The organism is Streptomyces sp. DvalAA-43 (assembly GCF_900091725.1).
GTDB lineage: Bacteria > Actinomycetota > Actinomycetes > Streptomycetales > Streptomycetaceae > Streptomyces > Streptomyces pulveraceus.
Genome location: NZ_FMBW01000026.1, coordinates 172,422 through 199,100 on the forward strand (window position 1 = coordinate 172,422; position 26,679 = coordinate 199,100).

27 protein-coding genes and 1 riboswitch are annotated in these 26,679 nt (G+C 72.5%); of the genes, 15 read left to right on the forward strand and 12 right to left on the reverse strand.

What is annotated here, in order from left to right; genetic code table 11:
- Position 1 precedes the first annotated feature (1 nt).
- Positions 2 to 133, reverse strand: a riboswitch (cobalamin riboswitch).
- A 150-nt stretch (positions 134 to 283) separates the two neighbouring features.
- Together GA0115234_RS05650 and GA0115234_RS05655 are read right to left on the reverse strand one after the other, a co-directional pair.
- Positions 284 to 514, reverse strand: a complete 231-nt coding sequence (locus GA0115234_RS05650; protein ID WP_093539734.1) for a hypothetical protein — start codon at positions 512 to 514, stop codon at positions 284 to 286.
- A 23-nt stretch (positions 515 to 537) separates the two neighbouring features.
- Complete coding sequence (locus tag GA0115234_RS05655; protein ID WP_093539735.1) at positions 538 to 1,803, reverse strand: inorganic phosphate transporter; 1,266 nt, start codon at positions 1,801 to 1,803, stop codon at positions 538 to 540.
- Positions 1,804 to 2,012: 209 nt separating this feature from the next.
- Here GA0115234_RS05655 and GA0115234_RS05660 point away from each other — a divergent pair, with 209 nt between their 5' ends.
- The 3 genes from GA0115234_RS05660 (at position 2,013) to GA0115234_RS05670 (ending at position 5,351) form a co-directional block, all read left to right on the forward strand.
- On the forward strand, positions 2,013 to 2,672 hold the full coding sequence (locus GA0115234_RS05660) for a class II aldolase/adducin family protein (RefSeq protein ID WP_093539736.1): 660 nt from the start codon (positions 2,013 to 2,015) through the stop codon (positions 2,670 to 2,672).
- A gap of 55 nt (positions 2,673 to 2,727) precedes the next feature.
- Positions 2,728 to 3,855, forward strand: a complete 1,128-nt coding sequence (locus GA0115234_RS05665) for an alpha/beta hydrolase (protein WP_093539737.1) — start codon at positions 2,728 to 2,730, stop codon at positions 3,853 to 3,855.
- Between the two features lie 185 nt (positions 3,856 to 4,040).
- Positions 4,041 to 5,351, forward strand: a complete 1,311-nt coding sequence (locus GA0115234_RS05670; protein ID WP_093539738.1) for a hypothetical protein — start codon at positions 4,041 to 4,043, stop codon at positions 5,349 to 5,351.
- A gap of 42 nt (positions 5,352 to 5,393) precedes the next feature.
- Here GA0115234_RS05670 and GA0115234_RS05675 read toward each other — a convergent pair whose 3' ends face one another.
- Positions 5,394 to 5,807 carry a VOC family protein gene (locus tag GA0115234_RS05675; RefSeq protein ID WP_093539739.1) on the reverse strand — a complete coding sequence of 138 codons (414 nt, stop codon included), beginning with the start codon at positions 5,805 to 5,807 and terminating at the stop codon, positions 5,394 to 5,396.
- A 108-nt stretch (positions 5,808 to 5,915) separates the two neighbouring features.
- The gene (locus GA0115234_RS05680) at positions 5,916 to 6,806 is read right to left on the reverse strand and encodes a KPN_02809 family neutral zinc metallopeptidase (RefSeq protein ID WP_093539740.1); all 891 of its coding nucleotides are present in this window, start codon (positions 6,804 to 6,806) and stop codon (positions 5,916 to 5,918) included.
- A 257-nt stretch (positions 6,807 to 7,063) separates the two neighbouring features.
- Between GA0115234_RS05680 and GA0115234_RS05685 the strand changes: the two genes are divergently transcribed.
- From GA0115234_RS05685 to GA0115234_RS05695, 3 genes are all read left to right on the forward strand, one after another.
- Positions 7,064 to 8,662 carry an ABC-F family ATP-binding cassette domain-containing protein gene (locus GA0115234_RS05685; RefSeq protein ID WP_093539741.1) on the forward strand — a complete coding sequence of 533 codons (1,599 nt, stop codon included), beginning with the start codon at positions 7,064 to 7,066 and terminating at the stop codon, positions 8,660 to 8,662.
- Positions 8,663 to 9,004: 342 nt separating this feature from the next.
- On the forward strand, positions 9,005 to 9,226 hold the full coding sequence (locus tag GA0115234_RS05690; RefSeq protein WP_018518904.1) for a helix-turn-helix domain-containing protein: 222 nt from the start codon (positions 9,005 to 9,007) through the stop codon (positions 9,224 to 9,226).
- A gap of 137 nt (positions 9,227 to 9,363) precedes the next feature.
- Positions 9,364 to 10,155 (forward strand): enoyl-CoA hydratase/isomerase family protein, encoded by a 792-nt coding sequence (locus tag GA0115234_RS05695; protein ID WP_093539742.1) that lies wholly within the window; start codon positions 9,364 to 9,366, stop codon positions 10,153 to 10,155.
- Positions 10,156 to 10,210: 55 nt separating this feature from the next.
- Here the strand turns inward: GA0115234_RS05695 and GA0115234_RS05700 are convergent, their stop codons facing one another.
- Positions 10,211 to 10,915, reverse strand: coding sequence for a hypothetical protein (locus GA0115234_RS05700; RefSeq protein WP_093539743.1), 705 nt, complete (start codon positions 10,913 to 10,915; stop codon positions 10,211 to 10,213).
- A 141-nt stretch (positions 10,916 to 11,056) separates the two neighbouring features.
- Between GA0115234_RS05700 and GA0115234_RS05705 the strand changes: the two genes are divergently transcribed.
- Genes GA0115234_RS05705 through amaP form a run of 5 tightly spaced genes read left to right on the forward strand, consistent with a single transcriptional unit; the run spans position 11,057 to position 13,402 of the window.
- Positions 11,057 to 11,530, forward strand: a complete 474-nt coding sequence (locus tag GA0115234_RS05705) for an Asp23/Gls24 family envelope stress response protein (RefSeq protein ID WP_093539744.1) — start codon at positions 11,057 to 11,059, stop codon at positions 11,528 to 11,530.
- 45 nt (positions 11,531 to 11,575) lie between these two features.
- Complete coding sequence (locus GA0115234_RS05710; RefSeq protein ID WP_093539745.1) at positions 11,576 to 11,767, forward strand: hypothetical protein; 192 nt, start codon at positions 11,576 to 11,578, stop codon at positions 11,765 to 11,767.
- Positions 11,764 to 12,126, forward strand: coding sequence for an Asp23/Gls24 family envelope stress response protein (locus GA0115234_RS05715; protein WP_093539746.1), 363 nt, complete (start codon positions 11,764 to 11,766; stop codon positions 12,124 to 12,126). Before GA0115234_RS05710 ends, GA0115234_RS05715 begins: the two co-directional genes overlap by 4 nt.
- The gene (locus GA0115234_RS05720) at positions 12,123 to 12,818 is read left to right on the forward strand and encodes a DUF6286 domain-containing protein (protein ID WP_093539747.1); all 696 of its coding nucleotides are present in this window, start codon (positions 12,123 to 12,125) and stop codon (positions 12,816 to 12,818) included. The genes GA0115234_RS05715 and GA0115234_RS05720 overlap by 4 nt, the downstream gene beginning before the upstream one ends.
- A gap of 5 nt (positions 12,819 to 12,823) precedes the next feature.
- Positions 12,824 to 13,402, forward strand: a complete 579-nt coding sequence (gene amaP / locus GA0115234_RS05725) for an alkaline shock response membrane anchor protein AmaP (protein ID WP_202553416.1) — start codon at positions 12,824 to 12,826, stop codon at positions 13,400 to 13,402.
- Positions 13,403 to 13,567: 165 nt separating this feature from the next.
- Here amaP and GA0115234_RS05730 read toward each other — a convergent pair whose 3' ends face one another.
- From GA0115234_RS05730 to GA0115234_RS05750, 5 genes are all read right to left on the reverse strand, one after another.
- Positions 13,568 to 14,323, reverse strand: coding sequence for an SDR family oxidoreductase (locus GA0115234_RS05730; RefSeq protein WP_093539749.1), 756 nt, complete (start codon positions 14,321 to 14,323; stop codon positions 13,568 to 13,570).
- Between the two features lie 5 nt (positions 14,324 to 14,328).
- Positions 14,329 to 16,128 (reverse strand): glycoside hydrolase family 15 protein, encoded by a 1,800-nt coding sequence (locus GA0115234_RS05735; protein WP_093539750.1) that lies wholly within the window; start codon positions 16,126 to 16,128, stop codon positions 14,329 to 14,331.
- Positions 16,129 to 16,225: 97 nt separating this feature from the next.
- Entirely contained in the window at positions 16,226 to 17,041 is an 816-nt protein-coding gene (locus GA0115234_RS05740) for an SURF1 family cytochrome oxidase biogenesis protein (protein WP_093539751.1), read from the reverse strand.
- A gap of 71 nt (positions 17,042 to 17,112) precedes the next feature.
- Complete coding sequence (locus GA0115234_RS05745; RefSeq protein WP_072482991.1) at positions 17,113 to 17,346, reverse strand: hypothetical protein; 234 nt, start codon at positions 17,344 to 17,346, stop codon at positions 17,113 to 17,115.
- A gap of 63 nt (positions 17,347 to 17,409) precedes the next feature.
- Positions 17,410 to 18,417 (reverse strand): DEDDh family exonuclease, encoded by a 1,008-nt coding sequence (locus GA0115234_RS05750; protein ID WP_093539752.1) that lies wholly within the window; start codon positions 18,415 to 18,417, stop codon positions 17,410 to 17,412.
- A gap of 131 nt (positions 18,418 to 18,548) precedes the next feature.
- Here GA0115234_RS05750 and GA0115234_RS05755 point away from each other — a divergent pair, with 131 nt between their 5' ends.
- Complete coding sequence (locus GA0115234_RS05755; protein ID WP_093539753.1) at positions 18,549 to 19,262, forward strand: VIT1/CCC1 transporter family protein; 714 nt, start codon at positions 18,549 to 18,551, stop codon at positions 19,260 to 19,262.
- Here the strand turns inward: GA0115234_RS05755 and GA0115234_RS05760 are convergent.
- Complete coding sequence (locus GA0115234_RS05760) at positions 19,259 to 22,354, reverse strand: NACHT domain-containing protein (protein ID WP_176729081.1); 3,096 nt, start codon at positions 22,352 to 22,354, stop codon at positions 19,259 to 19,261. The genes GA0115234_RS05755 and GA0115234_RS05760 overlap by 4 nt on opposite strands.
- A gap of 149 nt (positions 22,355 to 22,503) precedes the next feature.
- Here GA0115234_RS05760 and GA0115234_RS05765 point away from each other — a divergent pair, with 149 nt between their 5' ends.
- Genes GA0115234_RS05765 through GA0115234_RS05775 form a run of 3 tightly spaced genes read left to right on the forward strand, consistent with a single transcriptional unit; the run spans position 22,504 to position 25,133 of the window.
- The gene (locus tag GA0115234_RS05765) at positions 22,504 to 23,382 is read left to right on the forward strand and encodes a sterol desaturase family protein (protein ID WP_093539754.1); all 879 of its coding nucleotides are present in this window, start codon (positions 22,504 to 22,506) and stop codon (positions 23,380 to 23,382) included.
- The gene (locus tag GA0115234_RS05770; protein ID WP_093539755.1) at positions 23,379 to 24,068 is read left to right on the forward strand and encodes a lysoplasmalogenase; all 690 of its coding nucleotides are present in this window, start codon (positions 23,379 to 23,381) and stop codon (positions 24,066 to 24,068) included. Before GA0115234_RS05765 ends, GA0115234_RS05770 begins: the two co-directional genes overlap by 4 nt.
- 21 nt (positions 24,069 to 24,089) lie before the next feature.
- Complete coding sequence (locus GA0115234_RS05775) at positions 24,090 to 25,133, forward strand: zinc-dependent alcohol dehydrogenase family protein (protein ID WP_093539756.1); 1,044 nt, start codon at positions 24,090 to 24,092, stop codon at positions 25,131 to 25,133.
- Positions 25,134 to 25,215: 82 nt separating this feature from the next.
- Here the strand turns inward: GA0115234_RS05775 and GA0115234_RS05780 are convergent, their stop codons facing one another.
- A complete protein-coding gene (locus GA0115234_RS05780) occupies positions 25,216 to 26,637 on the reverse strand; it encodes a CoA transferase (RefSeq protein ID WP_093539757.1) in 1,422 nt (473 codons plus the stop codon).
- Between the last annotated feature and the right edge of the window lie 42 nt (positions 26,638 to 26,679).

A 26,679-nucleotide genomic window follows, 5' to 3' on the forward strand; every position in this document is an offset into this window, starting at 1 on the left:
AGAGTCTCCTGGCTCCCGGATCCGCGGTTCCCCCGGCCTTCCAGCCCGCTCGCGCGTGCCGTGACTTCCGGTGTGGGGGACCGCTCCCCGGTGACAGTGGCGGGACCGCGCCGGATTCGCACCGGCTTCCTCTGCTGTCGCCGTAATTGGCTCCGGCAGTCCACCACGCCCCGCGAACGCCCGTCAACCTGCCGTTGACCTGCGACGGCGCAGTGTGCTGATACCCACATCGGGCCGGACACATGTGGTGTCCGGCCCGACGGGGAAGGTGCGCGGGAGCGGTTCAGGCGACGATCAGATAGATGCCGTACGCGACGGCCGCCGCGCACAGCGCGAAGCAGACGTACGCGCCGGCGCGGGCCAGCAGCAGCGAGGAGCCGGAGCCGCCCTGCGCCGCCGGTTCCGGCTGCTTGGAGAGGCCGACGATGCCCAGGGTGAAGAGGCCCACCAGCGCGACGGTGACCACGAGGGAGACGCCGAATACGGAGCCGAGGGCTGCCCAGTCGATGTTCATGCTGAATCCTTTGGACGGCCGGTTCAGACGGTGGCGGGTCGCGCCGGGTCCTGGGTGGTTCCGGCCGGGGCCGGAATGGTGGTCATGAGGTTCTGGGCCGTGGCCTGGGCCGCGGTGGGCGGCGGGCTGACGGCGGCGATGGCGGTGGTGACGACGCCCGCGGGCTCGGCGTCGACGTCCGCAGGCGCGACGTCGTCGTGGCCGACCGGCTTGCGCCGCGACACCAGCCAGATCGCACCGGAGCCCGCGACCAGCAGCACCGCGACGACGACGACACCCCAGGTGCCCTGCTTGGTGAGGAGCTCCGCGCCCGCGCCGACCAGACCGGCGGCCGGCAGGGTCAGACCCCAGGCGACGAACATCCGGGTGGCGGTGGACCAGCGGACCACACCGCCCTGGCGGCCGAGGCCCGCGCCCATCACGGCGCCGGAGCAGGACTGGGTGGTGGAGAGGGAGAAGCCGAGGTGCGAGGAGGCCAGGATGACGGTGGCCGCGCTGGTCTGGGCGGCGAAGCCCTGCGGCGGCCTGAGGTCGGTGAGGCCGCTGCCCATGGTGCGGATGATGCGCCAGCCGCCCAGGTAGGTGCCGAGCGCGATGGCCGTACCGGCGGCGACGATGACCCAGACCGGCGGGTTGGCGCCCGGGTGCAGGACGCCGCCGGTGACCAGGGCCAGGGTGATGATGCCCATGGTCTTCTGCGCGTCGTTGGTGCCGTGGGCGAGCGAGACCAGTCCGGCCGAGGCGATCTGGCCGGCCCGGTACCCCTTGGCGGTGGCCTTCTCCTGGGCGTCGTTGCGGACCTTCCCGCCGATCCGGTACGTCAGCCTGGTGGCCAGCAGCGCGGCCAGACCGGCGACGATCGGGGCGGCGACCGCGGGGAGCAGCACCTTGGTGACGACGGTGCCGCCGTTGACGGACGACCAGCCCGCCGACATCACGGCCGCGCCGATCAGGCCGCCGAACAGGGCGTGCGAGGAGCTGGACGGCAGTCCGACCAGCCAGGTCAGCAGATTCCACAGAATGGCGCCGACGAGTGCCGCGAAGATGACCTCTGTCCGCAGCCCGTCCTCGTTGATGATCCCGCCGGAGATCGTCTTGGCGACCTCCACCGACAGGAACGCGCCGACGAGATTGAGAACGGCGGACATGGCCACCGCTGTCTTCGGTCTGAGTGCACCGGTCGAGATGGTCGTCGCCATCGCGTTCGCGGTGTCGTGGAAACCGTTCGTGAAATCGAACACTAGAGCTGTCACGATCACAATCGCGAGGAGCAGCGTGATGTGTTCCATTTACCCAGGCAATCGTTCGACGTCATTGGCAAGTGGACCGTAGGCAACCTGGGTGAACGGAAGATGAACTGGGCAGGGCGCTGGGGTGTTCCCAAGCGGAGCCGGAGCATTCCGCTTGCCTCCGGGGCAGGCGTGGCCCGGCTTTCCCGCGGTGCGCGGCTGTGTCCGACCCCATACCCGTCCGCCGCCGCGGCTGACAGGATCGGCACATGAGCGAGCAGCAGCGGGACGCGATCGGACGCGCCTGGGACGGCGTCGTCGCCACCGCCCGGCGGACGGCGGCCGAGGGCCTCGTCGTCGGGACCTCGGGAAACGTGTCGGCACGGGTCGGCGACACGATCCTGGTCACACCGAGCGGAGTGCCCTACGACCGGCTGGGCCCCGAGGACGCCGTCGGCGTCGATCCGGAGGGCAACCGCGTACTCGGCGAACTGGCCCCCACCAGCGAACTCCCGCTCCACCTCGCCGTCTACCGGAACACCGACGCGGCCGCCGTCGTGCACACCCACGCGGTGCACGCCACGGCCGTCTCCACCCTGGTCGCCGAGGTCCCGTCGATCCACTACGCCGCCGCCATGCTCGGCGGCCCCGTCCGCGTCGCCGCCTACGCGCGCTACGGCACCGGCGAACTGGCCGAGAACATGCTCACCGCCCTGCGGGACCGCACGGGCTGTCTGCTCCAGAACCACGGGACCGTCACCTACGGAACCACCCTGGACCAGGCGTACGACCGGACCGCCCAGCTGGAATGGCTCTGCCGCCTCTGGCTCACCGCGAGCTCCGTCCCCGGCCACACCCCGAACCTGCTCTCGCCGCAGCAGCTGCACGATGTGGGGGAGGCGCTCAAGGGATACGGGCAGCCGGGCTGACCCGGCCGGCCCCCGTCCGCTGGCAGGGTCCCGCACCCCCTACGACACTGAAGCGGTGCGCCCGGCAACAGTTACGGCAGCAGCCGTCACCACGATCCTCGGCGTCGGTGCGGCAGCGGTCGCGGCCGGCCGGTACGCCAGCGACGCCGCCCTCCGGGCGCCGTCCGGACGACCGCTCCCCGCCGACCGCAGACTCACCGTGCACGCCACGGCGGCCGGGCAGGTCACCCTGACCCGCTCCTTCACCGCCCTGCGGCCCGGTATGTACGGACTGGTGGGCAAGGACGTCCATGCCGTGGTCGGCCCGGTGATCGAACACGCCCACCACGCCCCCGACACCGTCGTCCGCAGACTGGTACGCGTCGACCGCGGCATCCTGGAGACCGGCGCCAAGGTCCGCGTCACCCCGCAACTGCACAGCGGCGACCCCTCCTCGGCCCTCGGCCTCGACCACCGGGAGGTCGAGATCCCCGGCGAGCTCGGCGCCCTGCCCGCCTGGTTCCTGCCCGGCCCCCGCGACACCTGGGTCATCACCGTGCACGGCCTCGGCACCACCAGGGAACACCCCATGAACGTCATGAGGTTCCTGCACGACCTGCGCCTGCCCGTGCTCGACCTGGCCTACCGCGGCGACGCCGGAGCCCCGCGCTCCCCCGACGGCCTCGCCCATCTCGGCGAATCCGAATGGCGCGACCTGGACGCCGCGATCCGCTTCGCCGTGCGGTACGGGGCCACGAAGGTCGTCCTGCACGGCTGGTCCACCGGCGCCTCGATGGCGCTGCACGCGGCCGTCAACTCCGCGCTGCGCGACCGGATCAGCGGTCTCGTCCTCGACTCCCCGGTGCTGGACTGGGCCGCCACGCTGCGTGCCCTGGCCGTCGCCCGCGGCGTCCCGGCCGCCCTGCTGCCGCTCGCCGTCCGCGCCGCCGAGGGGCAGACCGGACTGCACGGCGCCCGGCTGCTGGACGGCTCCCTCGCGTCGGCCCTGCACGTCCCGACCCTGATCTTCCACGGCCCCGACGACAGGCTCGCCCCCTGGCAGCCGTCCCGCGACCTCGCCGCCGCCCGTCCGGACCTGATCGCCCTGCACCCCGTCCCGCAGGCTCCGCATGCGGCGATGTGGAACGCCGACCCGGCCCACTACGAAGAGACCCTGCGCCGCTTCCTGACGCCTCTGATGTGACCTGATGGGAGGGATCGGCCGATTGGTCCGGGGCCCCTCCCACCGCCCCCTGCACCGGGAATTCGGGTTCCGTTTGGGCTTTCGGGCCGTCAGGAGCAAGACTGCTCCCCGTGACGTCCCGTAACCCGCGCGACTCCAGGCTGCGAATTGTCCGCCCGCGACCCCTTGCCACCGCTCGCAAGGCCGTGACCACCCGGCGCACCAGGCCGGCCCCCCGCCCCCCGGAGGGCACCCCTCCCCGGTCGGAACTGGCCCGGCAGGCCAGGACGGCCCTCGCCGACGCCGTACGGATCGCCCGCTGGGCAGCCGACGGCGCGATCCCCGGCGCACCACCGCTCGCCGCCCAGGCGCTCCAACGGGCCGCGACAGCTCTGGAATTGTCCCCGGCCCAGGTGCGCTCCGGCTGGGACCGGGCCAGGCTCGCCGGCCTCGTCGAACTGCACGGCGACACCGCGCGCCCCGGCTGGCGGCTGCGCGCCTGGGACCGGGACGACTCCGCCGTGCTCCGCGGCTGGGTGGCGCTCTTCGACGCCTGGTCGCTCGTCCACCCGGCGCCCGCGGACATCGAGTCCACCGCGGTCGCCGAGGCCGTCGAGGCCGTGCCGCAGGTCCTCTCCCTCCTCCAGCTCTCGGCGGGCCCGGTCACCGTGCCCGCCCTGCTGGACCTGCTCGGCCAGCGCGTCGCGGAACTCCGCGAGGAGCGCTGCGAAGTCCCCTACGGCCCCGAGCCGGTGCCCGCACCCGCCGAACCCGCTCCCGCCACGCACTCCGCCGCCCTGGTGGCGCTGCTGCTGGACTGGGCCCTGGAGGGGCTGGCCGCCGTCGGCGCACTCACCCTCGGCGCCGGTCACGCCACCCTCACCCCGCTCGGCAACTGGGCGGTCTGGGTCAAGCTGGAACAGATCTGCGTGGCCGCCCAGAGCCCGGCCGGGAACATCGAGCAGTCCGCCGCCGACATGCTGCTCGGCTGCGCCCGGCTCACCCCCGGCCCGGCCCGCGACGAATACCGGGCCTGGCTGGCCGCCCGCACGGTCGGCAGCGCCGTCGCCGAACTGCTCGCCGTCGCCCGCGGCGAGGACGCGCTCCTGCGGGGGCTCGCCTTCGAGGCGCTCCGGGTCGTCGGCGCCCCCGCCGAACCCGAGGTCCGCGCCGTCGTCACCGACCCCTCGCTGCGCCCCTACGCACTGCTCTGGCTGGCCGAGTACGACGGAGCCGACCCCGAGGACGCCCAGGACGTCCTCAGCCGGGAGGAGTCCACCTGGCTCTGGGTCGACACCGCGGCGGCCGTCGCCGACCACGGCGAGACCGGGCTGCTGGTCCGCCATCTCGACTCGGCCGTCCAGGGCACGGTGCCGGCCCTGCTGGACGAGGTACGGGCCGTCGGCCACCCGCGCACCGTCCAGGTGCTGGTGGCCCTGGCCGCCGCGCACCCGGACCCCGCGCTGGCCAAGGCGGTGCGCCGGGCCGCGTTCCAGGTGCACACCGGCGGCGCCTGACACCCCGCACCGGACGGGCCCGGCCCCGGGTCCGTCCGGCCGTCAGCCCGCCGACCCCGGCGCGTACGTACCGAAGGCCCACACATTGCCCTCGGCGTCCCGCGCCATGTAGTCGCGCGAGCCGTAGTCCTGATCGGTGGGCGGCATCAGGATCTCCACCCCGTGCTCCACGGCTCTGGCATGGTGGGCGTCGACCTCGTCGACCACGACGTAGACACCGGCGGGACCCGCTCCCCGCATCGCCTCGGCGAAGACGCCCTCGCGGCCCTTGGAGCCCAGCATCACCCTGCCGTTGCCGCAGGACAGCTCGGCATGGAGCACCTGGCCGCCCTCGCCCTCGTACACCGCTTCCTCGGTGAAGCCGAGGCCCTCCGTCAGTGTCCTGATCGCGGCCTTCGCGTCGTCGTACAGAATCGTCGGGTAGATCGTCGGAACGCCGACCGGTGCGCCTGCCATGGCGCTCACCTCTTCTCGTACTCCCGTGACCCGCTTCTGTGATCTGCGTCTCAGTCTTCCATCGGCCACTGACAACGGCCCGGCACGGCCCCGGGGTCGGGCCGGGGCTCAGCGGAAGGTGTCGCAGTGGGCCATGTCGCCGCTGCGGAAGCCGGTGGTGAACCACTGCCGGCGCTGCGCGGCCGAGCCGTGCGTCCAGGACTCCGGCGTGACCCGGCCCTGGAACTTCTCCTGGATCCGGTCGTCACCGACCGCGGCCGCCGCGTCGAGGCCCTCCCGGATGTCCGCCTGGGTCAGCGAGGTGACCAGCGGCCGCCCGGTCGACTCGTCGGGCGTGGTCGTCGCGTGATGCGCCCAGACCCCGGCGTAGCAGTCCGCCTGGAGCTCCACCCGGACCGAGTTGCTGTTCGCGCCGGTCCGGCCGTCCTGCGACCGGCCCAGCGTCCCCATCAGGTCCTGCACATGGTGTCCGTACTCATGGGCGACGACATAGGCCTGGGCGAACGGTCCGCCGCTGGAGCCGAACTCCGTCCGCAGCTCGTCGAAGAACCCGAGGTCCAGGTAGACCTGCCGGTCGCCCGGACAGTAGAACGGCCCGACCGCCGAGGTGGCGGAGCCGCACGCGGTGCCGATCCGGTCGCTGAACAGGACCGTGCGCGCGGGTGTGTACGTGCCCCGGCGCCGCTGGAACTCCTGCTTCCAGTAGTCCTGCACGCTGTTGACCACCGCCACGATCCGGCAGTCGTCCCTGGTGTTCGCGTCCCGCCCGGTCCGGCAGGTCTGCTCCACCTGGGCCGCCGTAGACGCGGTCGGCGACGTGTCCGGGCCGCCGGACGACAGGCCGAGCTGATCGGGGCCGACACCGAAGAGCAGCCCCAGGATCAGCGCGATGATGCCGACGATGCCGCCGCCCACGGTGGCCCTGCCGCCCGGGATCCGGCTGCCGCGCACGTCCTGGACCTCGGACGTGTCCAGGTCGGCGTCGTCGTCGAACTGCATGGCACCACCTTCCGCTCCGGCCTCACCGCCTCCGCCGAGTATCGGGCAGTTCACTCGGTGATGCCCTTTCTGGTCGCGCGGGGGAGTGGGGCGGCGACGCCGGGCGACCGCCCGGCCGGTGCCGCGGGCGTACGCGGAAAAGCAGTTGCGCACCGCCAGTAGAATGACCCGTATGGCAATTCTCCTTGTGCATTAGCGGCGTCGAGACACCTCCGCCCTCGTCCCGTCAGCCGTCCAAACCGCCCTGGAGTTTTACCGTGATCACCGCTTCCGGCATCGAGCTGCGTGCCGGCGCCCGCATTCTCATCGAGTCCGCCTCCTTCCGTGTCGCCAAGGGCGACCGCATCGGCCTCGTCGGCCGCAACGGAGCGGGCAAGACCACGCTCACCAAGTGCCTGGCGGGCGAGGGCAACCCCGTCGGCGGCACCATCACCCGCTCCGGCGAGGTGGGCTACCTCCCGCAGGACCCCCGCACCGGCGACCTCGACGTGCTGGCCCGCGACCGGATCCTCTCCGCCCGCGGCCTCGACGAGATCCTGCGCAAGATGCGGGAGAACGAGGAGCGGATGGCGACCGGCAAGGGCGCCACCCGCGAGAAGGCGATGAAGAAGTACGAGCGCCTGGAGACGGAGTTCCTCACCAAGGGCGGGTACGCCGCCGAGGCCGAGGCCGCCACCATCGCCGCCGCGCTCAGCCTGCCCGACCGGGTGCTCGGACAGCCGCTCCATACACTCTCCGGCGGTCAGCGCCGCCGCGTCGAGCTGGCCCGCATCCTCTTCTCGGACGCCGACATCCTGCTGCTCGACGAGCCGACCAACCACCTCGACGCCGACTCGATCGTCTGGCTGCGCGACTACCTCAAGACCTACCGTGGCGGCTTCATCGTGATCTCCCACGATGCCGAGCTCGTCGAGACGGTCGTCAACAAGGTCTTCTACCTCGACGCCAACCGCTCGCAGATCGACATCTACAACATGGGCTGGAAGCTCTACCAGCAGCAGCGCGAGGCCGACGAGAAGCGCCGTAAGCGCGAGCGGCAGAACGCCGAGAAGAAGGCCGCGGCCCTCAACTCGCAGGCCGACAAGATGCGCGCGAAGGCCACCAAGACCGTCGCCGCGCAGAACATGGCCAAGCGTGCCGAGCGGCTGCTCTCCGGTCTGGAGGCCGTCCGGGTCTCCGACAAGGTGGCCAAGCTCCGCTTCCCCGAGCCCGCACCGTGCGGCAAGACCCCGCTGATGGCGGAGGGTCTGTCCAAGTCGTACGGCTCGCTGGAAATCTTCACCGATGTGGACCTCGCCATCGACAAGGGCTCCCGGGTCGTCATCCTCGGCCTCAACGGCGCGGGCAAGACCACCCTGCTCCGGCTCCTCGGCGGCGCCGAGGAGCCCGACACCGGCAAGGTGATCGAGGGCCACGGTCTCAAGCTCGGCTACTACGCCCAGGAGCACGAGACCCTCGACCCGGACCGCTCCGTCCTGGAGAACATGCGCTCCGCGGCGCCCGACCTCGACCTGGTCGAGGTCCGCAAGACGCTGGGCTCCTTCCTCTTCTCCGGCGACGACGTCGACAAGCCCGCCGGTGTCCTCTCCGGCGGCGAGAAGACCCGGCTCGCCCTGGCGACCCTGGTGGTCTCCTCCGCCAATGTGCTGCTGCTGGACGAGCCGACCAACAACCTCGACCTGGCCAGCCGCGCGGAGATCCTCGGCGCGCTGCGCACGTACAAGGGCGCCGTCGTCCTCGTCACGCACGACGAGGGAGCGGTCGAGGCCCTCCAGCCCGAGCGCATCATCCTGCTGCCCGACGGTGTCGAGGACCTGTGGGGCGCGGACTACCAGGACCTGGTCGCACTGGCCTGATCCGGCCCCGCTGTCCGTCTGATCCACTCCGTCTGGATCATTCGGCCTACGCGTGATCCATCATCTGTGTGAGTACCTCTCGTACCCGCGCACAGCGCCCGGCAGATACCTGCCGGGCGCACCCGTACGGGGGATGCGCTCCCCGTACGGCCCTGACCTGCCGCTTCGTCCGGGGCCCCGCCCCACCGGCCGCCACAGCCCTGCGGAATGCGGGATTCCGGTCGTGTGCGCCCCTTCTCCGGCCGGGAACCGGGTTGCACGGACCTTGCCGAATGGGTGGCCAGGAAGCCCCCGAGGGGTGATCATGAGAGTCCAGAGCGCACTTCCCATGAGGAGGCACGGGTGGCCGAGACTCTGAAGAAGGGCAGCCGGGTTACCGGCGCCGCGCGCGACAAGCTCGCGGCAGACCTGAAGAAGAAGTACGACTCCGGTGCGAGCATCCGGGCGTTGGCCGAAGAGACCGGCCGCTCCTATGGGTTCGTCCACCGGATGCTCAGTGAGTCCGGAGTGACGCTGCGGGGACGCGGCGGAGCGACACGGGGCAAGAAGGCCGCCACGGCCTGACGGCTCCGGGGTGCGTCGTCCGGCCCGGGGCTCAACGGTTCCGACGGTGGCCACCCGGCCGGCAGCGATGCCGACCGGGTGGTTACTGTTCAGTCACTTAGCTGTGTGTGCTGACTGAACCGATCCGGAGGCGCCCCATGACCTCGCTCGACCCATTGCTCGACAAGGACGGCGTACGACTCACCGTCGACGACGCGGTCGCCACGGTGACCCTCACCAATCCGGCCAAGCGCAACGCTCAGTCCCCCGCTCTGTGGCGGGCGTTGACAGCGGCCGGACGGGCACTGCCCGGCAGCGTGCGGGTCGTCGTGCTCCGGGGCGAGGGCAAGTCCTTCTCCGCGGGGCTCGACCGACAGGCGTTCACCCCCGAGGGGTTCGACGGTGAGCCGTCCTTCCTCGACATGGCGCGCGGCCCGGAGGCCGAGCTCGACGCGACCATCGCCGAGTACCAGGAGGCGTTCACCTGGTGGCGCCGCAACGACATCGTGTCGATCGCGGCGGTCCAGGGGCATGCGATCGGTGCCGGCTTCCAGCTCGCCCTCGCCTGCGATCTGCGGATCGTCGCCGAGGACGTGCAGTTCGCCATGCGCGAGACCAGCCTCGGTCTGGTGCCCGACCTCACCGGCACGCACCCCCTGGTGCACCTGGTGGGGTACGCCCGCGCGCTCGAAATCTGCGCCACGGGCCGCTTCGTGCACGCCGAGGAGGCCGAGCGCACCGGTCTGGCCAATCTCGTGGTCCCCGCCGGTGAGCTGGACGCCGCGGCCCGCGATCTGGCCGGTGCGCTGCTGGCCGCCCCGCGCGACGCCGTCGTGGAGACCAAGGCGCTGCTGAGCGGTGCCGTCTCCCGTCGTTACGAGGAGCAGCGCGTCGCCGAACGCGCCGCGCAGGGCCGTCGGCTGCGCGATCTGGCGGGCATCACCGACTGAGCGTCCGGCGGGCGGGCCCGGCCGGGGCCCGCCCCACGCTCAGCCCGCCCCACGCTCAGCCCCGCTCCACCACCGCGGTGACCAGCACCGCGACCGGGGGGCGCCCCTCCACCGCGGCCGTCACGGCGCTCCGCACCGCACGGGCCACGTCGAGCGCCCGGCGGTCCGCGTCCGTCGCCAGTTCGACCCGTACGTGGTCCGGGCCCATGTGCACCGCACGGCCCAGCACCCGGGTCAGCGTCGCCACACCCGCCACACCCGCCGCCGCGGTCCCCGCGACCCCCTCCGCCGCTGCCGCGCGCACCTCCACCGGAGCGGGGGCCGGTCGTTCGGGTGGCGCGTCCAGCAGTTCCGTCACCCGGACGTCCACCGCGGCGACCACCAGACCGAGCCGTTGCGCGGCCGCCGTCAGCAGCGCCGAACGCAGTGCCTCGGCCGCGACGGGCAGCGGCCGGCCGGACACGGCCGCCATGGCCGCCTCGATCCGCAGCGGCCCCGGCGGCAGCGCACTCGGCGGTGGCGCCACCTCCGCGTCCGGCGCCGTGTCCGGATCGGCCACCGAGATCCTCAGCTCCCCGAGCGCCGGGCCGGGCCCCGGCCCCTCTGCCACCGCGTCGCGCAGCACCGCGACCGCGGCCCGCTCCGCGATCCAGGCCCCGTCCGCCGGACCACCCAGTGGTAGCAGCCGCCCGAGGCCGAGCCGTTGCCGTACCGCCGCCGTCCATCCGTCGGCCTCGCGCGGGCCGTCAGCAGTCGTCATTTCCCCAGCCTGCCGCATCCACGGCGCGAGACGGGGCAAGCGCACCTAATGTGAGCAAAGAGGGCCTTTCATTTGGCTCGGGCCCGGCACGACCCGAGCGAGTGGCCCCAGGTCCCATCTGTCCCGAAGGGAAACATGGCGATGACCGACACCACACAGCGGAACCGGCCCGAGGGCTCCGACAAGGAATCGAGTCCGCTCATCAAGCGCGGCGGTGGCGCCGCCGCCACCCGTGGCCGTACGACCATCGCCGACGGCGTGGTCGAGAAGATCGCGGGAATGGCGGCCCGCGATGTGGTCGGTGTCCACGCGATGGGCAGCGGCTTCTCGCGCACCTTCGGAGCGGTGCGCGACCGGGTGCCCGGCGGCGGCAAGTCCGTCACGCGCGGGGTGAAGGCGGAGGTCGGGGAGTCCCAGACCGCGCTCGACCTGGAGATCGTCGTCGAGTACGGCGTCTCGATCGGCGAAGTCGCCCGTGAGGTACGGGAGAACGTGGTCGCGGCGGTGGAGCGGATGGCCGGCCTGGAAGTCGTCGAGGTCAACATCGCGGTGAGCGATGTGAAGCTGCCCGACGAGGCAGACGACGAGGACCAGCCCGAGCCACGTCTCCAGTAGTCCTTCTGGCGCCAGGCAGTCCGCGAGGCAGTTGAGGAGCGCACGATGAGCATGGCTGTGGTCGGCATGGTGGCCGGCATGGCGCTCGGATTCGCCGGGTACTTCGGCGGCTTCGGGGCCTTCCTGCTGGTAGCCGCCCTGGGGGCGATCGGCTTCGTCGCCGGTCGCTTCGCGGAGGGCGACCTGGAGCCCGGCGACTTCTTCCGGAGTCGCGAGCGCGGCGACCGACGGCGGTGACGGCGTTGTCGGGGGAGAACGGCCGGGTCGCCGCAGGTGAGCGGGGGGAGACCCGGATCGCCGACCGGGTGGTCGCGAAGATCGCCGCGCAGGCGGCGAAGGAGGCGATCGACGAGCCCGCGGCGGAGGGCGCCGCACCGCGCGCCACCGTCACGGTGCACCGGGACACCGCCCGGGTACGGGTGAGCCTGGAGCTCGGATACCCCTGCGACATCGGCCGCCGGTGCGGCGCGGTGCGTCGGCGTGTCGCCGAGCGGGTAAAAGCGTTGGCGGGGATGGAGGTGCCCGAGGTGGCCGTACAGGTCGAGCGCCTGCATCCGACGGGCGCGAGCATCGCGGCACAGGGGAGGATCCGATGACCGAACCCCAGGAACCGGAGCACCGTACGGGAGGGCTGCCCGTCACCGGCCCCGTCGAGGAGGCCGGGCGGGGAGATGTCATCGAACTCGACCAGTCGGCCTCGTCCGCCGCCTACGACCCGGTGCCCGCGCGGCGGGCGGACGGCGGCAGGGCGGGCCGCTTCTGGTCGGCCCGGCGCATCCCCGCGGCGGTCCTCGCGCTCGTGGTCCTCGGCGGCAGCGGTCTGCTGCTCTACGACGTGGCGGCGGTGCGGGCCGACCGCCCCGCGATGCGATGGCGCCGCTCGCTGGCCGACGAGCTCGCCCGGCGCCCGCTGGAGAGTGCCTGGCTGCTCGGCGCCGCCGCGGTCGCCGTGCTGATCGGCCTGTGGCTGCTCGTGCTCGCCGTCACCCCCGGACTCCGCGCCCTGCTGCCGATGCGCCGCGACCGCCCCGGTGTACGGGCCGCCCTCGACCGGTCCGCGGCCGCCCTGGTCCTGCGCGACCGGGCCGTCGAGGTGTCCGGCGTGCAGTCGGTACGGGTCCGGATGGGCCGGGGCCGGGCGGTGGTGCACGCCGTGTCGCACTTCCGAGAACTCGACGACGTACGGGCCGATCTGGACACCGTGCTCGGGACCGGCATCAAGGAGCTGGGGCTCGCCCGGCCGCCGAGCCTGTCCGTGCATGTCCGCAGGCCCGCGAAGAAGGGGTGAGCCCGTTGCTCAGGACCGTCAACCGGGTACTGCTCGGCCTTGCCGGGCTGGTGCTGATCTGCTGCGGCGGCGCGGTGCTCGCCGCCGGGCTCGGCCTGGCCGTGCCGTCCTGGTGGCCCTGGTACGGCAAGGGCGATGTGCTCCTCAGCCAGGCCGACCGGGACCGCTGGCGCGACCAGGGCTGGTGGTGGCCGACGGTCATCGCCGCCCTCGCCGTCGTGGTCGTCCTCGCCCTGTGGTGGCTGCTGGCCCAGCTGCGCCGCGCCCGCCTCGCCGAGGTGCTGGTGGACAGCGGCGACGGCGAGGGTGCGCTGCTGCGGGGCCGGGCCCTGGAAGGGGTGCTCGCCGACGAGGCGGGGACGCTGGACGGGGTGGCCCGCGCCCAGGTCGCGCTGACCGGGCGGCGCAGCTCGCCGCAGGCCAGGATCCGTCTGCTGATGGAGCCGCACGCGGCGCCGGACGAGGCGCTCGGCCGTCTCTCCGACGAGGCGCTGGCCCATGCGCGGGATTCGGCGGGGCTGGCCGAACTCCCGGCCGAGGTGCGGCTGAGGGCGGTCAAGCACCGTGCGGAGCGGGTGAGCTGAGGGCGGTTGCCACGGCTCTCCCGCCCGGCCGCCGGGCAGGACCGGCCGGCGAACGGCGACGGGGCTCCGTTCAGGAACCGTGCTGGGAGCCGCTGTCGACCGGGTGCGGGGCCCCGGTTCGGAAGCCGTGCCGGGAGCCGCCGTCGACCGGGTGCGGGGCCCCGTTCAGAAACCGTGCCGGGAGCCGCCGTCGACCGGCAGCATGATGCCGGTCAGATACGACGCCGCGGGCGAGAGCAGGAACGCCGCGGCCCGGCCGAACTCCTCCGGCGTGCCGTAGCGTCGCAGCGGGATCAGCGCCTCGTGGGCCGCCCGGGAGGCCTCCGCGTCGCCCGAGCGGGCGTCCAGCTCACGCGCCCGGTCCGTGTCGATCCGGGCCGGCAGCACGCCCACCACCCGGATGCCGCGGGGACCGAGCTCGTCGGCCAGGGACTTGGCGAAACCGGCCAGGCCGGGACGGAGACCGTTCGAGATGGTCAGCCCGGCGATCGGCTCGTACACGGAGCCGGAGAGCACGAAGCCGATGACACCGCCCTCGCCGAGCACGGCCGCCGCCGCCCTGGCGAGACGTACCGCGCCCAGGAACACCGACTCGAAGGCCGACTGCCACTGCTCGTCGGTGTTGTCGGCGACGAAACCGGGAGCCGGTCCGCCGACGCTGATGAGAATGCCGTCCAGCCGTCCGAACCGCTCGTGCGCCGCGTCCACCAGCCGCTGCGCGGACGCGGGGTCGGCGTTGTCGGCGGCGAGGCCGACCGCGCCCGGCCCCAGTTCGGCGGCGGCCGCCTCGGCACGCTCACCGTCCCGGCCGGTGACGATCACCCTCGCGCCGTCGTCGGCGAGCACCCGTGCCGTGGCGTTGCCCAGCCCCCGGGTCGCTCCGGTGACGATGTACACACGGTCCTTCAGTCCAAGATCCATGGCCCCTATCCTGCCGCGTCGGGCTCCATCGTGTCCTCCCCGGCCAGTGCCATGGCGGTGCCCACGAGGCCGATGTGGCTGAACGCCTGCGGGAAGTTGCCCAGCTGGCGGCGGCCGACGGTGTCGTACTCCTCGGCGAGCAGCCCCACATCGTTGCAGAGCTTCAGGAGCCGTTCGAAGAGATTCCGGGCCTCCCCGGCACGCCCGGTCAGGATCAGGGCGTCGGCCAGCCAGAACGAGCACGCCAGAAAGGCCCCTTCACTGCCCGGCAGCCCGTCGATCGAGGAACCGTCCGTGCTGTAGCGGCGGACCAGGCAGTCGCTGCCCAGCTCGGCCCGGACCGCGTCGACCGTTCCGATCAGCCGGGGATCGTCCGGCGGCAGGAAACCGGTCCGGGCGATCAGCAGCGTCGCGGCGTCCAGGTTCCGGGAGCCGTAGGACTGCGTGAAGGTGTTCCGCTCCGGGTCGTACCCCTTCTCGCACACCTCCCGGTGCACGGCGTCCCGCATCGCCCGCCACCGGTCGGGGTCACCGGCCAGCGCGGGGTTGTTCTCCAGGGTGCGTACGGCGCGGTCGGCGGCGACCCAGGCCATCACCTTGGAGTGCACGAAGTGACGGCGCTGGCCGCGGATCTCCCACAGCCCCTCGTCCGGCTCGCGCCAGGTGGACTCCAGGAAGCCCAGCAGGCTGAGCTGGAGGTTCCAGGCGTGCGGCTTGTCGTCCAGACCCGCCTCGCGGGCGAGCCGCAGCGAGTCGATGACCTCGCCGTAGACATCGAGCTGGCGCTGACGGACCGCGGCGTTGCCGATCCGGACCGGGGCGGAGTTCTCGTACCCGCGCAGCCACGGCAGCTCAGCCTCGGGCAGTCTGCGTTCGCCCGCGAGGCCGTACATGATCTGGAGGTCGGCGGGGTCCCCGGCGACCGCCCGCAGCAGCCAGTCCCGCCAGGCGGCGGCCTCCTCCAGATAGCCCGCCGAGACGAGGGCGCCGAGGGTCAGCGTGGAGTCCCGCAGCCAGCAGAAGCGGTAGTCCCAGTTCCGTACGCCCCCGATCTCCTCCGGCAGCGAGGTGGTGGGCGCCGCCACGATGCCGCCGGTCGGGCCGAAGGTCAGCGCCTTCAGCGTGATCAGCGAGCGGATCACCGCCTCCCGGTAGGGGCCCCGGTACTTGCACCGCGCGGACCACTGGGCCCAGTCGGACAGGGTGCTCTCCAGCGCCTCGTACGGGTCGACCAGATCCGGGCGGGGGGAGTGCGAGGGATGCCAGGTCAGGACGAACGCCACCTTCTCGCCCGCCGAGACGGTGAAGGACGAGCAGGTGGAGAACTGCTGGCCCCAGGTCTTGACCGACGGCTCGCTGCGCAGCCAGGCCGAGTCCGGCCCCGCGACCGCCACCCGGTGCCCCTGCGAGCGGCGCACCCACGGCACCACCGAGCCGAAGTCGAAGCGCAGCCGGATCACGGAGCCCATCTCGACGGTGCCGCTGACACCCTCGACGATCCGCATGACATCGGGTTCCCGGTCACGCTGCGGCATGAAGTCGGTGACCTTGACCGTGCCGGTGCGGGTCTCCCAGAACGTCTCCAGGACGAGGGACTCACCCGCGTAGCCGCGTCGGGTGCAGGTCTCCGCACCCTTCGGGGCGATCCGCCAGTGGCCGTTGTCCTCGTCGCCGAGCAGGGCGGCGAAACAGGCGCCCGAGTCGAAGCGGGGCAGGCAGAGCCAGTCGACAGAACCGTTTCTGCCGACCAGGGCGGCTGTCTGGAGATCGCCGATGAGGGCGTAGTCCTCGATGCGTGGGGTCACGTTCTGGCGTGTTCCCGAACCTGGGCCTCGTTAAGCAATCCCGGGCGGCGGGGGTCACCCGCCGGAACGCACCCGCCCGCATCCGGCGGACACGGCGTCAGGCCGTGGCGGGTGCCGGCTTCTCGGGCTCGGAGGGCTGCTGCTCCCCGGCGGCGGCCTCGGCCGCGGCCGCCACCCGGTCGCGCTTCTCCCTGCGGGCCAGGACCACGTATCCCACCGGGACCCCGGCGGCGAAGAGCCACCACTGGACCGCGTATGCCATGTGCGGGCCGATCGAGCCGTCGTCCGGGGCCTCGATCAGTTCCGGGGAGTCCCCGACGGACTCGGGCGCGGTCTGCTCGATGTAGCCGCCGAGCACCGGCCGGGAGAGCCGCTCGGCCTCCTGCGCGCTGTTGATCAGCATCACCTGGCGGTCCGGCAGGTCCGAGATGTCCTTGATGCCGCTGGCACTCGTCGTCTCGTCGGCCTTGAGCCGTCCGGTGAGGGTCACTTCGCCCCTGGGCGCGGCCGGTACGTAGGGGAAGGCGCGCTGGCTGTCGGCGGAGGGCACCCAGCCGCGGTTGACCAGGACGGTGCCGCCGCCCTTGAGGTCGAACGGAACCAGCACATGGACACCAATCCGGCCGTCGGTGGCGGTCCTGCGGCGCACGACCACCTGATGCGCGGTGTCGTACGTGCCCGTGGCCGTCACCGTCCGCCAGTAGTCGGAGCGCGGGACGGTGTGCCCCGGAGCGGTGAGCGAGGCCACCGGAACCGGCTTCGCCTTGAGATTGCGGGAGATCAGGGAGTTCTGCGCGACCTTGTGCTCATGCCGGTGCAACTGCCAGAAGCCCAGCTCGACCATCGTGGGAATCAGGACGAGGGCGAGGAGGGCGAGGATCAGCCACTGCCGGGTCAACAGGAAGCGGTACACCCCACGACGGTACAACTGTGTCGTGGGGCGCATCGCGCAGGGGTGGGGGAAGAGGGCCCGGCGGCCGCTGCTCAGACTTTGTCGATGATGCCCACCTTCCCCTCGGCGCGGGCGCAGTGACCGCCGCAGAACCAGTGCCCGTCGACCTCGACGCCCTGGCCGATGATCTGGACCCGGCAGTGCTCACAGATGGGCGCCATGCGGTGAATGGCGCAGGAGAAGCAGTCGAAGACATGCACCGCGCCCTGCGCGTGCACCTCGAAGGACATGCCGTAGTCGTTTCCGCAAACCTCACAACGTGCCATGCGCCACAGGGTGGGACGCGAGGGCGTGGCGGGCGAGCGGCGGCCGGGCGAGTCGGTGCCGGTTCACTCCGATGACGGCGTGGCCGCCCGGGGCTCTGCGGCGGACGCGGGTGCCACATCGCGCAGCAGGTGGGTGAAGGCGCTCTCGTCCAGGATCGGTGTGCCGAACGACTTGGCCTTGACCGTCTTCGACGTCGCCGAGTCCGGGTCATTGGTGACCAGCAGACTGGTCAGCCGGGACACACTGGTCGCCACATGCAGCCCCGCCTCCACGGCCCGGTCCTCCAGCAGCTCGCGGTCGACGGAGGTGTCCCCGGAGAAGGCCACCCGCATGCCCTGCATGAGAGGTTTCTCCTTCTCGTACCGCCCGGGGTTCGGATACGGGCACGCCGGGCGCTTACGCGAGGCGCGCCAGCTGTTCTGACCGTACGAGGGCTGGTAGCCGATCCGCGGGGTGACCGGGGAGTCCGACCACTCGGTCAGCGGCCGGCACTCCAGCAGCGGCAGCCGCACCCCGCTCCGCGCCGCCGCGTGCAGGCTCGGCCGGAACGCCTCGGCCAGCACCCGGGCGTCGTCCAGGGCGTGGTGGGCGCGCTGCTGCACGACGCCGAAGTGCGCGGCCAGCGACTCCAGCTTGTGGTTGGGCAGCGGAAGGCGCAGCTCCTTGGAGAGCGCGATGGTGCACAGCCGCTGCTCGACGGGGGCGACGACCGAGGCCCGCGCGTACTCCCGGGCCAGCATCGACCAGTCGAAGGCCGCGTTGTGCGCGACGAGGACGCGGTCCGCGAGCCGCTCGGAGAGCTGGGCGGCGACCTCCGGGAAGAGCGGGGCACCCTCCAGCACATCGCTGGTCAGCCCGTGGATCCAGACCGGTCCGGGATCGCGCTCGGGGTTGACGAGGGTGTACCAGTGGTCCTCGACGTTGCCCTGCGCGTCCAGGCGGTAGACGGCGGCGGACACTATCCGGTCGTCCCGTGCGAGTCCGGTGGTCTCCACGTCGACGACCGCGTACCCCTGTGGGTAGGCGGTCGGCCACGGTGCTGCGGTCTGGCGGTCGTCGAGCATGGTCACAGAGAATACGGGCCGCGACTGACAGTCTCCTATTCGGCCGTCCGGCACTCCGGCGGCACCCGCACGCTCTGACTCCCCGTCGGGCGGGTCGGTACGCGTCAGGTCGCCGGGCGGGGTGAGACCATCCCCGGGTGACGGATACCCGGACGCACGACGAACCGCACGGCAACGGACTCGGCGCACGGCTGAACTGGCTGCGCGCCGCGGTCCTCGGCGCCAATGACGGTGTGGTCTCCACCGCGGGCCTGGTCGTCGGCGTGGCCGGGGCCACCGGCGACCGCGCCGCCCTGCTCACGGCGGGCCTGGCCGGACTGCTGGCCGGGTCCATGTCGATGGCGGCGGGCGAGTACGTCTCGGTCTCCACCCAGCGCGATTCGGAGAAGGCCGCGCTGGCGACGGAGAAACGGGAGCTGACGGAGGCCCCCGAGGCGGAACTCGAAGAGCTGACCGGCCTGTTGGAGGGCAAGGGCCTGAGCCATGAAGTCGCCCGCGAGGCGGCCCTCCAGCTCACCGCGCGCGATGCGCTGCGCGCCCACGCGGTGGTCGAGCTGGGCATCGACCCGGACGAGCTGACGAACCCGTGGCACGCGGCGGGCGCGAGCTTCCTGGCGTTCACGGTGGGAGCGCTGCTGCCGCTGCTGGCGATCGTGCTGCCGCCCTCGTCGCTGCGGCTCCTGGTGACCGTGCTCTCGGTACTGGCGGCGCTGGCCCTCACGGGCTGGTGGAGCGCCCGGCTGGGCGAGGCGAGGGTGGGACCGGCGGTGCTGCGGAACATGGGCGGGGGAGCGTTGGCGATGGCGGTCACCTATGGGGCGGGGGAGTTGTTGGGGGCGGTGGGGGTCTAGGAGTGGCGGACGATGCGCTCGGGAGGGAAGAGGTCGGTGCCGGTGGCCGGTGTCTCGCTGCCGAGGTGGATCGTGAGGCCGTCGAGCCCGGCCAGGGGAGTCAGGTCGTAGGGGGCGTTCTCGGGCTCGGCGTGCAGGCGGAGAGTTGCCAGCGCGGTCAGCTCCCGCAGCGGTTCCAGCCCTTGTCGCAGGCGGCAAAAGTTGAGCGAGAGCGAGTTCAAGGTGCTGAGGCTGGCGAGTTCGGCCAATTCCAGGGCGCTCAGCGAGCGGAGGGTGAGATGGCGAAGGCGTCGGGAGAACGGGGCCCTGCACACATAGCGGAGCTGAGACAAGCTCTCAATGACGAGACTTTCCAGCTCGGTCCAGTGCTCTATTCCCTCCAGGCTCAGCTTGCTGGCTTCCCCGAACAGGCCGAGCAACTTGAATGGGCTGCTCAGCGCCAGTTCTCCGATGCTGTCGACGGCGAAGCGGTGGCCCAGATTCAGGAAGCGGAGTTCTGTGAACGGTTGCAGCTGTTCCAGTGGCACTTTGGGATGCAGATGGCTCAGGGTCAGCCAGGTCAGCGGAAGACGAGACAGCGGACTCAGATCACTGACCTCGGGGCACAGGCTGAGTCCCACTTCCGTGAGTGAGCACATCGAGGCCATCGGGGCGATGTCGGTCAGGGCCTCGTTGTCGAAGACGAAGAGCCTTCCCAGCCCGCGCCAGGAGATCAGTGGGGACAGGTCCGGGTGGTCGCCGCGCAAATGGATTCCCTGGGCCTCGGGCACGTACCGCAGGGCCGCCATCTGGTCGGCGCTCGTGGCGGACACGCTGACCTTGTCCCAGGTCCCCGCCGCGAGCACCTCCCGGGCATAGTCATCGGTGTCGAACGAGCCCCACGCGTCGGACAACTGGAATGCCACCGATACCCGCTCGTCGCCCCGGTAGCCCTTGACCACTTCGTACGCCGCTTCGCCGCCCACCAGCGCAGCCGTCAGCACCACGTACCCGGCCGCGTACTCGTTCTCCACCTCCTCCGGTCCCGGCAGCAGTTCCAGCACCAGTTCACCGACCCCGGCCAGCGCCTCCGCCTCCGCCTTCGTACGCGGTGGCAGCAGTTCGGCCGTCTGGCGCTGGACCTCGGCACGCACTGCCGGGTCCAGCTCCGGGGCGTGTTCCAGGCTCGCCGCCGCCAGCAGCACCAGCCGGTGCCGGTGCTTGCGGGTCTGGCCCGCGCGCTTCAGCAACCGCCTCAGCATCCGGGCCCGTTCGTCGGCGCGGGCGTGCCCCACCGCCATCTGCACCACGTCGTGCCACTGGTCGTCGTGCGCGTGCTTGACCAGGACGCCGAAGTCGCGGGCCTCCACCGCCGCCTTGGCGCCCAGGTAGTCCTGGAACGTCCGGTGTACGAAGTCCACGGCACCCGGCGCCGGTTCGCGCAGCAGTCCGCTGCGGATCAGCAGATGCGAGAAGACCTGCTCGGCCGTGCCCCGCACCTGTGGCATCGCCCGCAGCCACTCCGCCACCATCGCGACGGCCTCCTCGCGGTCCGCCTCCGCCTGCCCGTTGCGGATCAGCCAGTACGCCAGCCGTTGCAGCAGCGCCGTCTGCTCCTCCCGCGTCAGGTCGACGCCCTCGACGCCGACGATCTCGCGCTCCGTGTCGCGTCGCACCAGCAGCATGTCCAGCGCCGCGTCGTACAACTCCTTGCGGGCCCTGGGTAGTTGCATCCTCCGATCCCGGTTCAGCGCGCACAGCAGGGCGCACATCAGCGGGTTCGTCGCGAGCCGCCCCAGGTCGCGGCGGGTGCCCACCGCGCGCCGCAGCGAGGCCTCGTACCCGTCGAGCTGTTCGCGCTCCTCGGGCCCGAGGCATTCGGACCGGGCCGCCCCGTGCCAGTGGCCGATGAACGAGCGGATGTCCTTCTGGTTCATCGCCAGCAACGAGTGCGCCTCGAAACCGGAGCCGGACAGCCAGCTCTCCGGAACGGCGGACGGCCTGGTCGTCACCACGTACCGGGATCTCGGGTACGCCACGATCAGGTCCTTCAGCCACTTCTCGGTACGCCGGCGCAGCCGCGCCGGGACCTCGTCGACCCCGTCCACCAGCACCAGGCCCCGCCCCGAGGCCAGCAGCCCGTCCACCCAGCCGGCCGGTGCCGCGCCGTGCAGCGGGACACCGGCCGCACGCAGGAACTCCTCGGGCGTGGGCAGGGTTTCGTGGGAGGTGAACGCACGCAGCCGCAGGACGAACGGCACGCAGCGGTTCCAGTCCATCAGGTCGGTGCCGAACGTACGGCGGGCGGCGTTCACCGCGAGCCACTGCACCAGTGTGCTCTTGCCCGAACCGGCCGGGCCCCGCAGCAGCAGCCGGTCCGTCCCGGACAGCGCCTGCTCGACGGAGACCGTCACCGTGGCCGGGTGCTCAAGACCGGTCTGCCGGGCCCCGTTCCCGGTCACCGTCAGGCTGATGTAGGCCGTCTCCAGCGGCCACTCGCCCGCCGACCGCCCCAGCGTCAGCCCGAACAGACCCATCCGGCAGTGCGTCGCGGCCATGAACTCCGCGTACCGCCGCTCGAAATCCAGGGCGGCCGCGTCCGGGTGCGGGCCGACCCGTTCCCGTACGTCCGCCACCAGCTCCCGGGTCCGCTCCGCCGCGCGGGTCTGCTCCACCGCCGCCCGCGCCGCGAAGGACGGTTCGGCGGTCAGCTGCTCCACGACATGGGCGCAGCACCGGCCGAGCAGCTCCTCGTAGAGACCGGTCGCGCGGTCCGACAGGCCCGCGGCGGGCGGCGGCAGCTCGGCGGCCAGCCGTTCCGGATCCAGGCCCGCGGCGAACAGCCGGTCCGCCGTCAGCTCGCCCGCCGCCGCGAAGGTGTCCCGCACCGCCTCCACCGCGGCCAGCCGCTCGTGCTCCGGCAGCCCGGCGTACGACCGGTCCAGCCGGTCGCCGAGTACCCGCGTCAGCCGGTCCGGCTTCGCCGGGCGGGGGAGGGGGCGCACCGGGTCCGGGACGAGGCCCGCGCCGGGCCTCGGCGTGACCAGCGACCTGGTCACCGTGCCGATCACGGTCGTCGCCAGCCGGACCAGCGCAACTTCCAGACCCTGCACGGCAGTTCCTCCCCCATGGAAGCTCCAGTGCAGGGATCGTACGACGCCCGCATTGGCAGAAGTCGCCAAAGACTGCTGACACCGCGTCTCGCATACTTGTTGGTAACAACGTCTAGTCCCGGGCCGACCTGCGGCTCTACGGTGCTCGCATGCCGCCGAACCTGCCCGATGTAGTGCTCTGGTCCATACCGGCCTTCGTCCTGCTCACTGTGCTGGAAATGGCCCTCCACCACTTCCACCCCGACGAGGACGCCGCCGGATACGAGGCGAAGGACGCCGTCACCAGCATCAGCATGGGGCTGGGCAGCCTGGTCTTCGACCTGCTGTGGAAAGTGCCCATCGTCGCGATCTACACCGCGGTCTACGAACTGACCCCGCTCCGCGTCCCCGTGCTCTGGTGGACCGTCCTGCTGATGCTGCTCGCCCAGGACTTCTTCTACTACTGGTCCCACCGCGGCCACCACGTCATCCGGATCCTCTGGGCCTGCCATGTGGTCCACCACTCCAGCCGGAAGTTCAACCTCTCCACCGCGCTGCGCCAGCCCTGGACCTCGCTGACCGTCTGGCCGTTCTACCTGCCGATGATCGCGTGCGGGGTCCATCCGGCGGCCCTCGCCTTCTGCTCGTCGGCGAACCTCGTCTACCAGTTCTGGGTGCACACCGAGCGCATCGGCAAGCTCCCCGGGCCCTTCGAGTACGTACTGAACACGCCCTCCCACCACCGGGTGCACCACGCCTCGCAGGGCGGCTACCTGGACCGGAACTTCGGCGGCATCCTGATCGTCTGGGACCGGCTCTTCGGTTCGTTCACCGCCGAGACCGAGCGGCCCGTGTTCGGCCTCACCAAGAACATCGACACCTTCAACCCGCTCCGTGTCGCCACCCACGAGTACGCCGCCATCGCCCGCGACGTACGGGCGGCGGGCAGCTGGGGCGAGCGGGCCGGGCGGATCTTCCGCGGGCCCGGCTGGCAGCCCGCCGCGACGGCCGCCCGCACGGCCGCCCCCGCCCGGGAGCGCACCGGATGAGCGCGGACACCGCCCCGGACCGGCGGGAGCGTCTCGTGCGCCCGCTGTTCCTCGCCTTCCTCGTGGCCTCGGCCGTCGACCTCGTCGGTGTGCTCGCCGACATCCCGGCCGCCCACCTCGTCGCCAAGCCGCTGCTGATGCCGCTGCTGGCCGGGTACGCCGTCGCCCGGCGCGGGCCCCGGCTGCTGGTCGCGGCGCTCCTGTTCGGCTGGGGCGGGGACACACTCCTGCTGGCCGACGCCGATGCGGCTTTCCTCGTCGGGATGGGTTCCTTCGCCGTGGGCCACGTCTGTTATCTGTGGTACTTCGGCCGGACCCGCGGCTCGCTGTCCGCCGGGCTCGTCTACGTCGTGGTCCTGACCTGTTTCGTCGCGCTGCTCTGGCCCGGTCTCCCCGCCGAGCTGCGGATCCCGATGACCGGCTACAGCCTGCTGCTCACGGCGATGGCGTACCGCGCGGGCACCCTCGGCCGGTACGCGGCCACCGGCGGGGCGCTCTTCCTGCTCTCCGACGCGCTGATCGCCACCGGCATCGCGGACTGGCCGCAGCTGCCCGCCCCCGACTTCTGGGTCATGCTCACCTACCTCGCGGCGCAGTTCCTGCTGACCGTCGGGATCCTCGCACCGGGTCCGAAATGGGCCGGTGTCACCCCCGGGGCGTACCGTGCACGGAGTATCAGCAGCTGAGACCGGCAAGGAACCCCACGCATGCGCGCCACCGTCATCCACGCCCCCCACGACATACGCGTGCAGGAGGTGCCCGACCCGTCCGTCCAGCAGCCCACCGATGTGGTCCTGCGGGTCCTGCGGGCCTGCATCTGCGGCAGCGACCTGTGGGCGTACCGGGGCGAGGCGGCCCGGCAGCCCGGCCAGCGCATCGGGCACGAGTTCCTCGGGATCGTCGAGGAGGCGGGTTCCGAGGTGGCCGGCTTCGCCGTCGGTGACCTCGTCGTCGCCCCCTTCGTCTGGTCCGACGGCACCTGCGCCCACTGCGCCGAGGGGCTGACGACCTCCTGCCCGCAGGGCGGCTTCTGGGGCTCGGTCGGCTCCGACGGCGGGCAGGGCGAGGCCGTGCGCGTCCCGTTCGCCGACGGCACGCTGATCAAGCTCCCCGCCGCCGCGGCCACCGACGACCACCTGCTCACCGCGCTCCTCGCCCTGTCCGACGTGCTCGGCACCGGACACCACGCCGCCGTCGGCGCGGGGGTGAAGCCCGGATCCACCGTCGCGGTCGTCGGTGACGGGGCGGTCGGGCTGTGCGGCGTCATGGCCGCCAAGCGGCTCGGCGCCGAGCGGATCATCGCCCTCGGCCGCCACCGGGCGCGCACGGACATCGCCCGCACCTTCGGCGCCACGGATGTCGTCGCCGAGCGCGGCGAGGCGGCCGTCGAAGCCGTACGGGAACTGCTCGGCGGCGAGGGCGCGCAGGCGGTGATCGAGGCCGTCGGCACCGAACAGTCGATGCGCACCGCCGTCGGGATCACCCGCGACGGCGGCTCCATCGGCTACGTCGGCGTGCCGCACGGCAGCGGCACCGGCCTGGACCTCGGCGTCATGTTCGACCGGAACATCGCCCTGCGCGGCGGCGTCGCGCCCGTGCGCACCTACATCCCGGAACTGCTGCCCGACATCCTGTCCGGCACGATCGACCCCTCGCCCGTCTTCGACCTGACCGTGGGCCTCGACGACGTCCCGGCCGGATACAAGGCGATGGACGAGCGCACCGCGCTGAAGGTGCTCATCAAGCCGTGAGCAGGGCGTTCGCGCGGTTCATCGGGCCGTGAGCCGGGCGGCCGTCCGGCTCATCAGGCCATGAGCCAAGCGGCTGCGCGGTTCATCGGGCCGTGAGCCAGGCGGCCGCCTCCGCCCCCAGCGGGCCGGGCGGGCGCGACCAGTCGGCGGGCGAACCCTCGAAAGCAACCGGTGGCACCGCGTGCCGCAGCCGCCCCAGCGGGCTGTCCGTCGCGGTGAGCCACTTCTCCGGGTCGTACGCACCCCCGGCCGCCGCGCCGGATTCCCGGGCGGGCAGCTCGTCGAGCAGCCAGGCGGCGGTACGGGCGAGCGAGAGCGTCGCCAGCCGCGAGCCGCCCTCCTCGTGCTGCTCGGTCAGCGCCCGCAGCACGGCGGCGGCCAGCAGATAGCCGGTGCCGTGGTCGAGCGCCTGGGCGGGCAGCGCACCGGGCGGGCCCCCGGGCCCGGTGCCGGCCTCGACCGACGCGATGCCGGTGGCCACCTGGACCAGGCTGTCGAAGCCGCGCCGCCCGGCCCACGGACCGTGCCCCCAGGCCGAGAGCCGCCCGATCACCAGCCCCGGCCTGCGCGCGGCCAGGGACCGCGGCGTCAGCCCGAACCGCTCGACCGCACCGGGCCGGTAGCCGAGGACGACCACGTCCGCCTCGGCCAGCAGCCCGTCGAACACGGCCGAACCGGAGCGGCTGCCGAGATCCAGGTCCACCGACCGCTTCCCGAAACCGGTGTCGCTGTGTGCGTCCGGGCTCTCCGGGAGCTGCGGGGCGTCGATCCTCAGCACGTCCGCGCCGAGCAGCGCGAGCGTACGGGTGGCGACCGGTCCCGCGATCACCCGGGTGAGGTCGAGGACCCGCACCCCGGCGGCGGGCAGCAGCGGTTCACCGGTGAGCGCCGCCGTCCGGCGGACCGCCGCGCCGTCGATGCGCTCCCTGGCCACCAGCGGTGTGCCGGCGACCGCGGCGCCCCGCGGACCGGCCGCCCACTCCTCGGGCGTACGGGCGGCCACGGCCAGGCCGCCCGCCGCGTACACCGTGTGCTCGATCTCGTCGCCCCGGCGCCCGGCGAACGAGGCGGCCGCCGCCGCCACGGCGACGTCGTCCGGGGTGTCCGCGGGCAGCTCCAGAGTGGCGAGCAACCGGGCCCGGTGGTGCGGGTAGTTGGCGTGGGTACGGACCCAGCCGTCCGCCGTGCGCCAGAACCGGGACAGCGGGGCGAAGGTGGTCGGCGCCCGCCCGTCGATCCGCAGATGGCGTTCGCTGGTGAACGCCGTGGCCACCGCGCCGTCGTCGACGCGGACCCGCGGCACGGGACGCCCGGTGCGGCGCGCGGCCAGCTCGGCGGCGGCCAGCGAGCAGACCGCGACGGCGGAACGGGCCAGCTCCATGACGGGCAGCCGGGCCGGGAGCAGTCCCTCCGGACCGTCCGTCCCCAGGTGCGCGAGAAGCGCGGTATCGCCGCCGAGCGCCGCCCAGGCCTGTTCGGTTCCGGACCTGCGTGCATCAGTCATCCCCACACTATGGCACTGAGTGCCACCAGGCGGGAGGGGCCG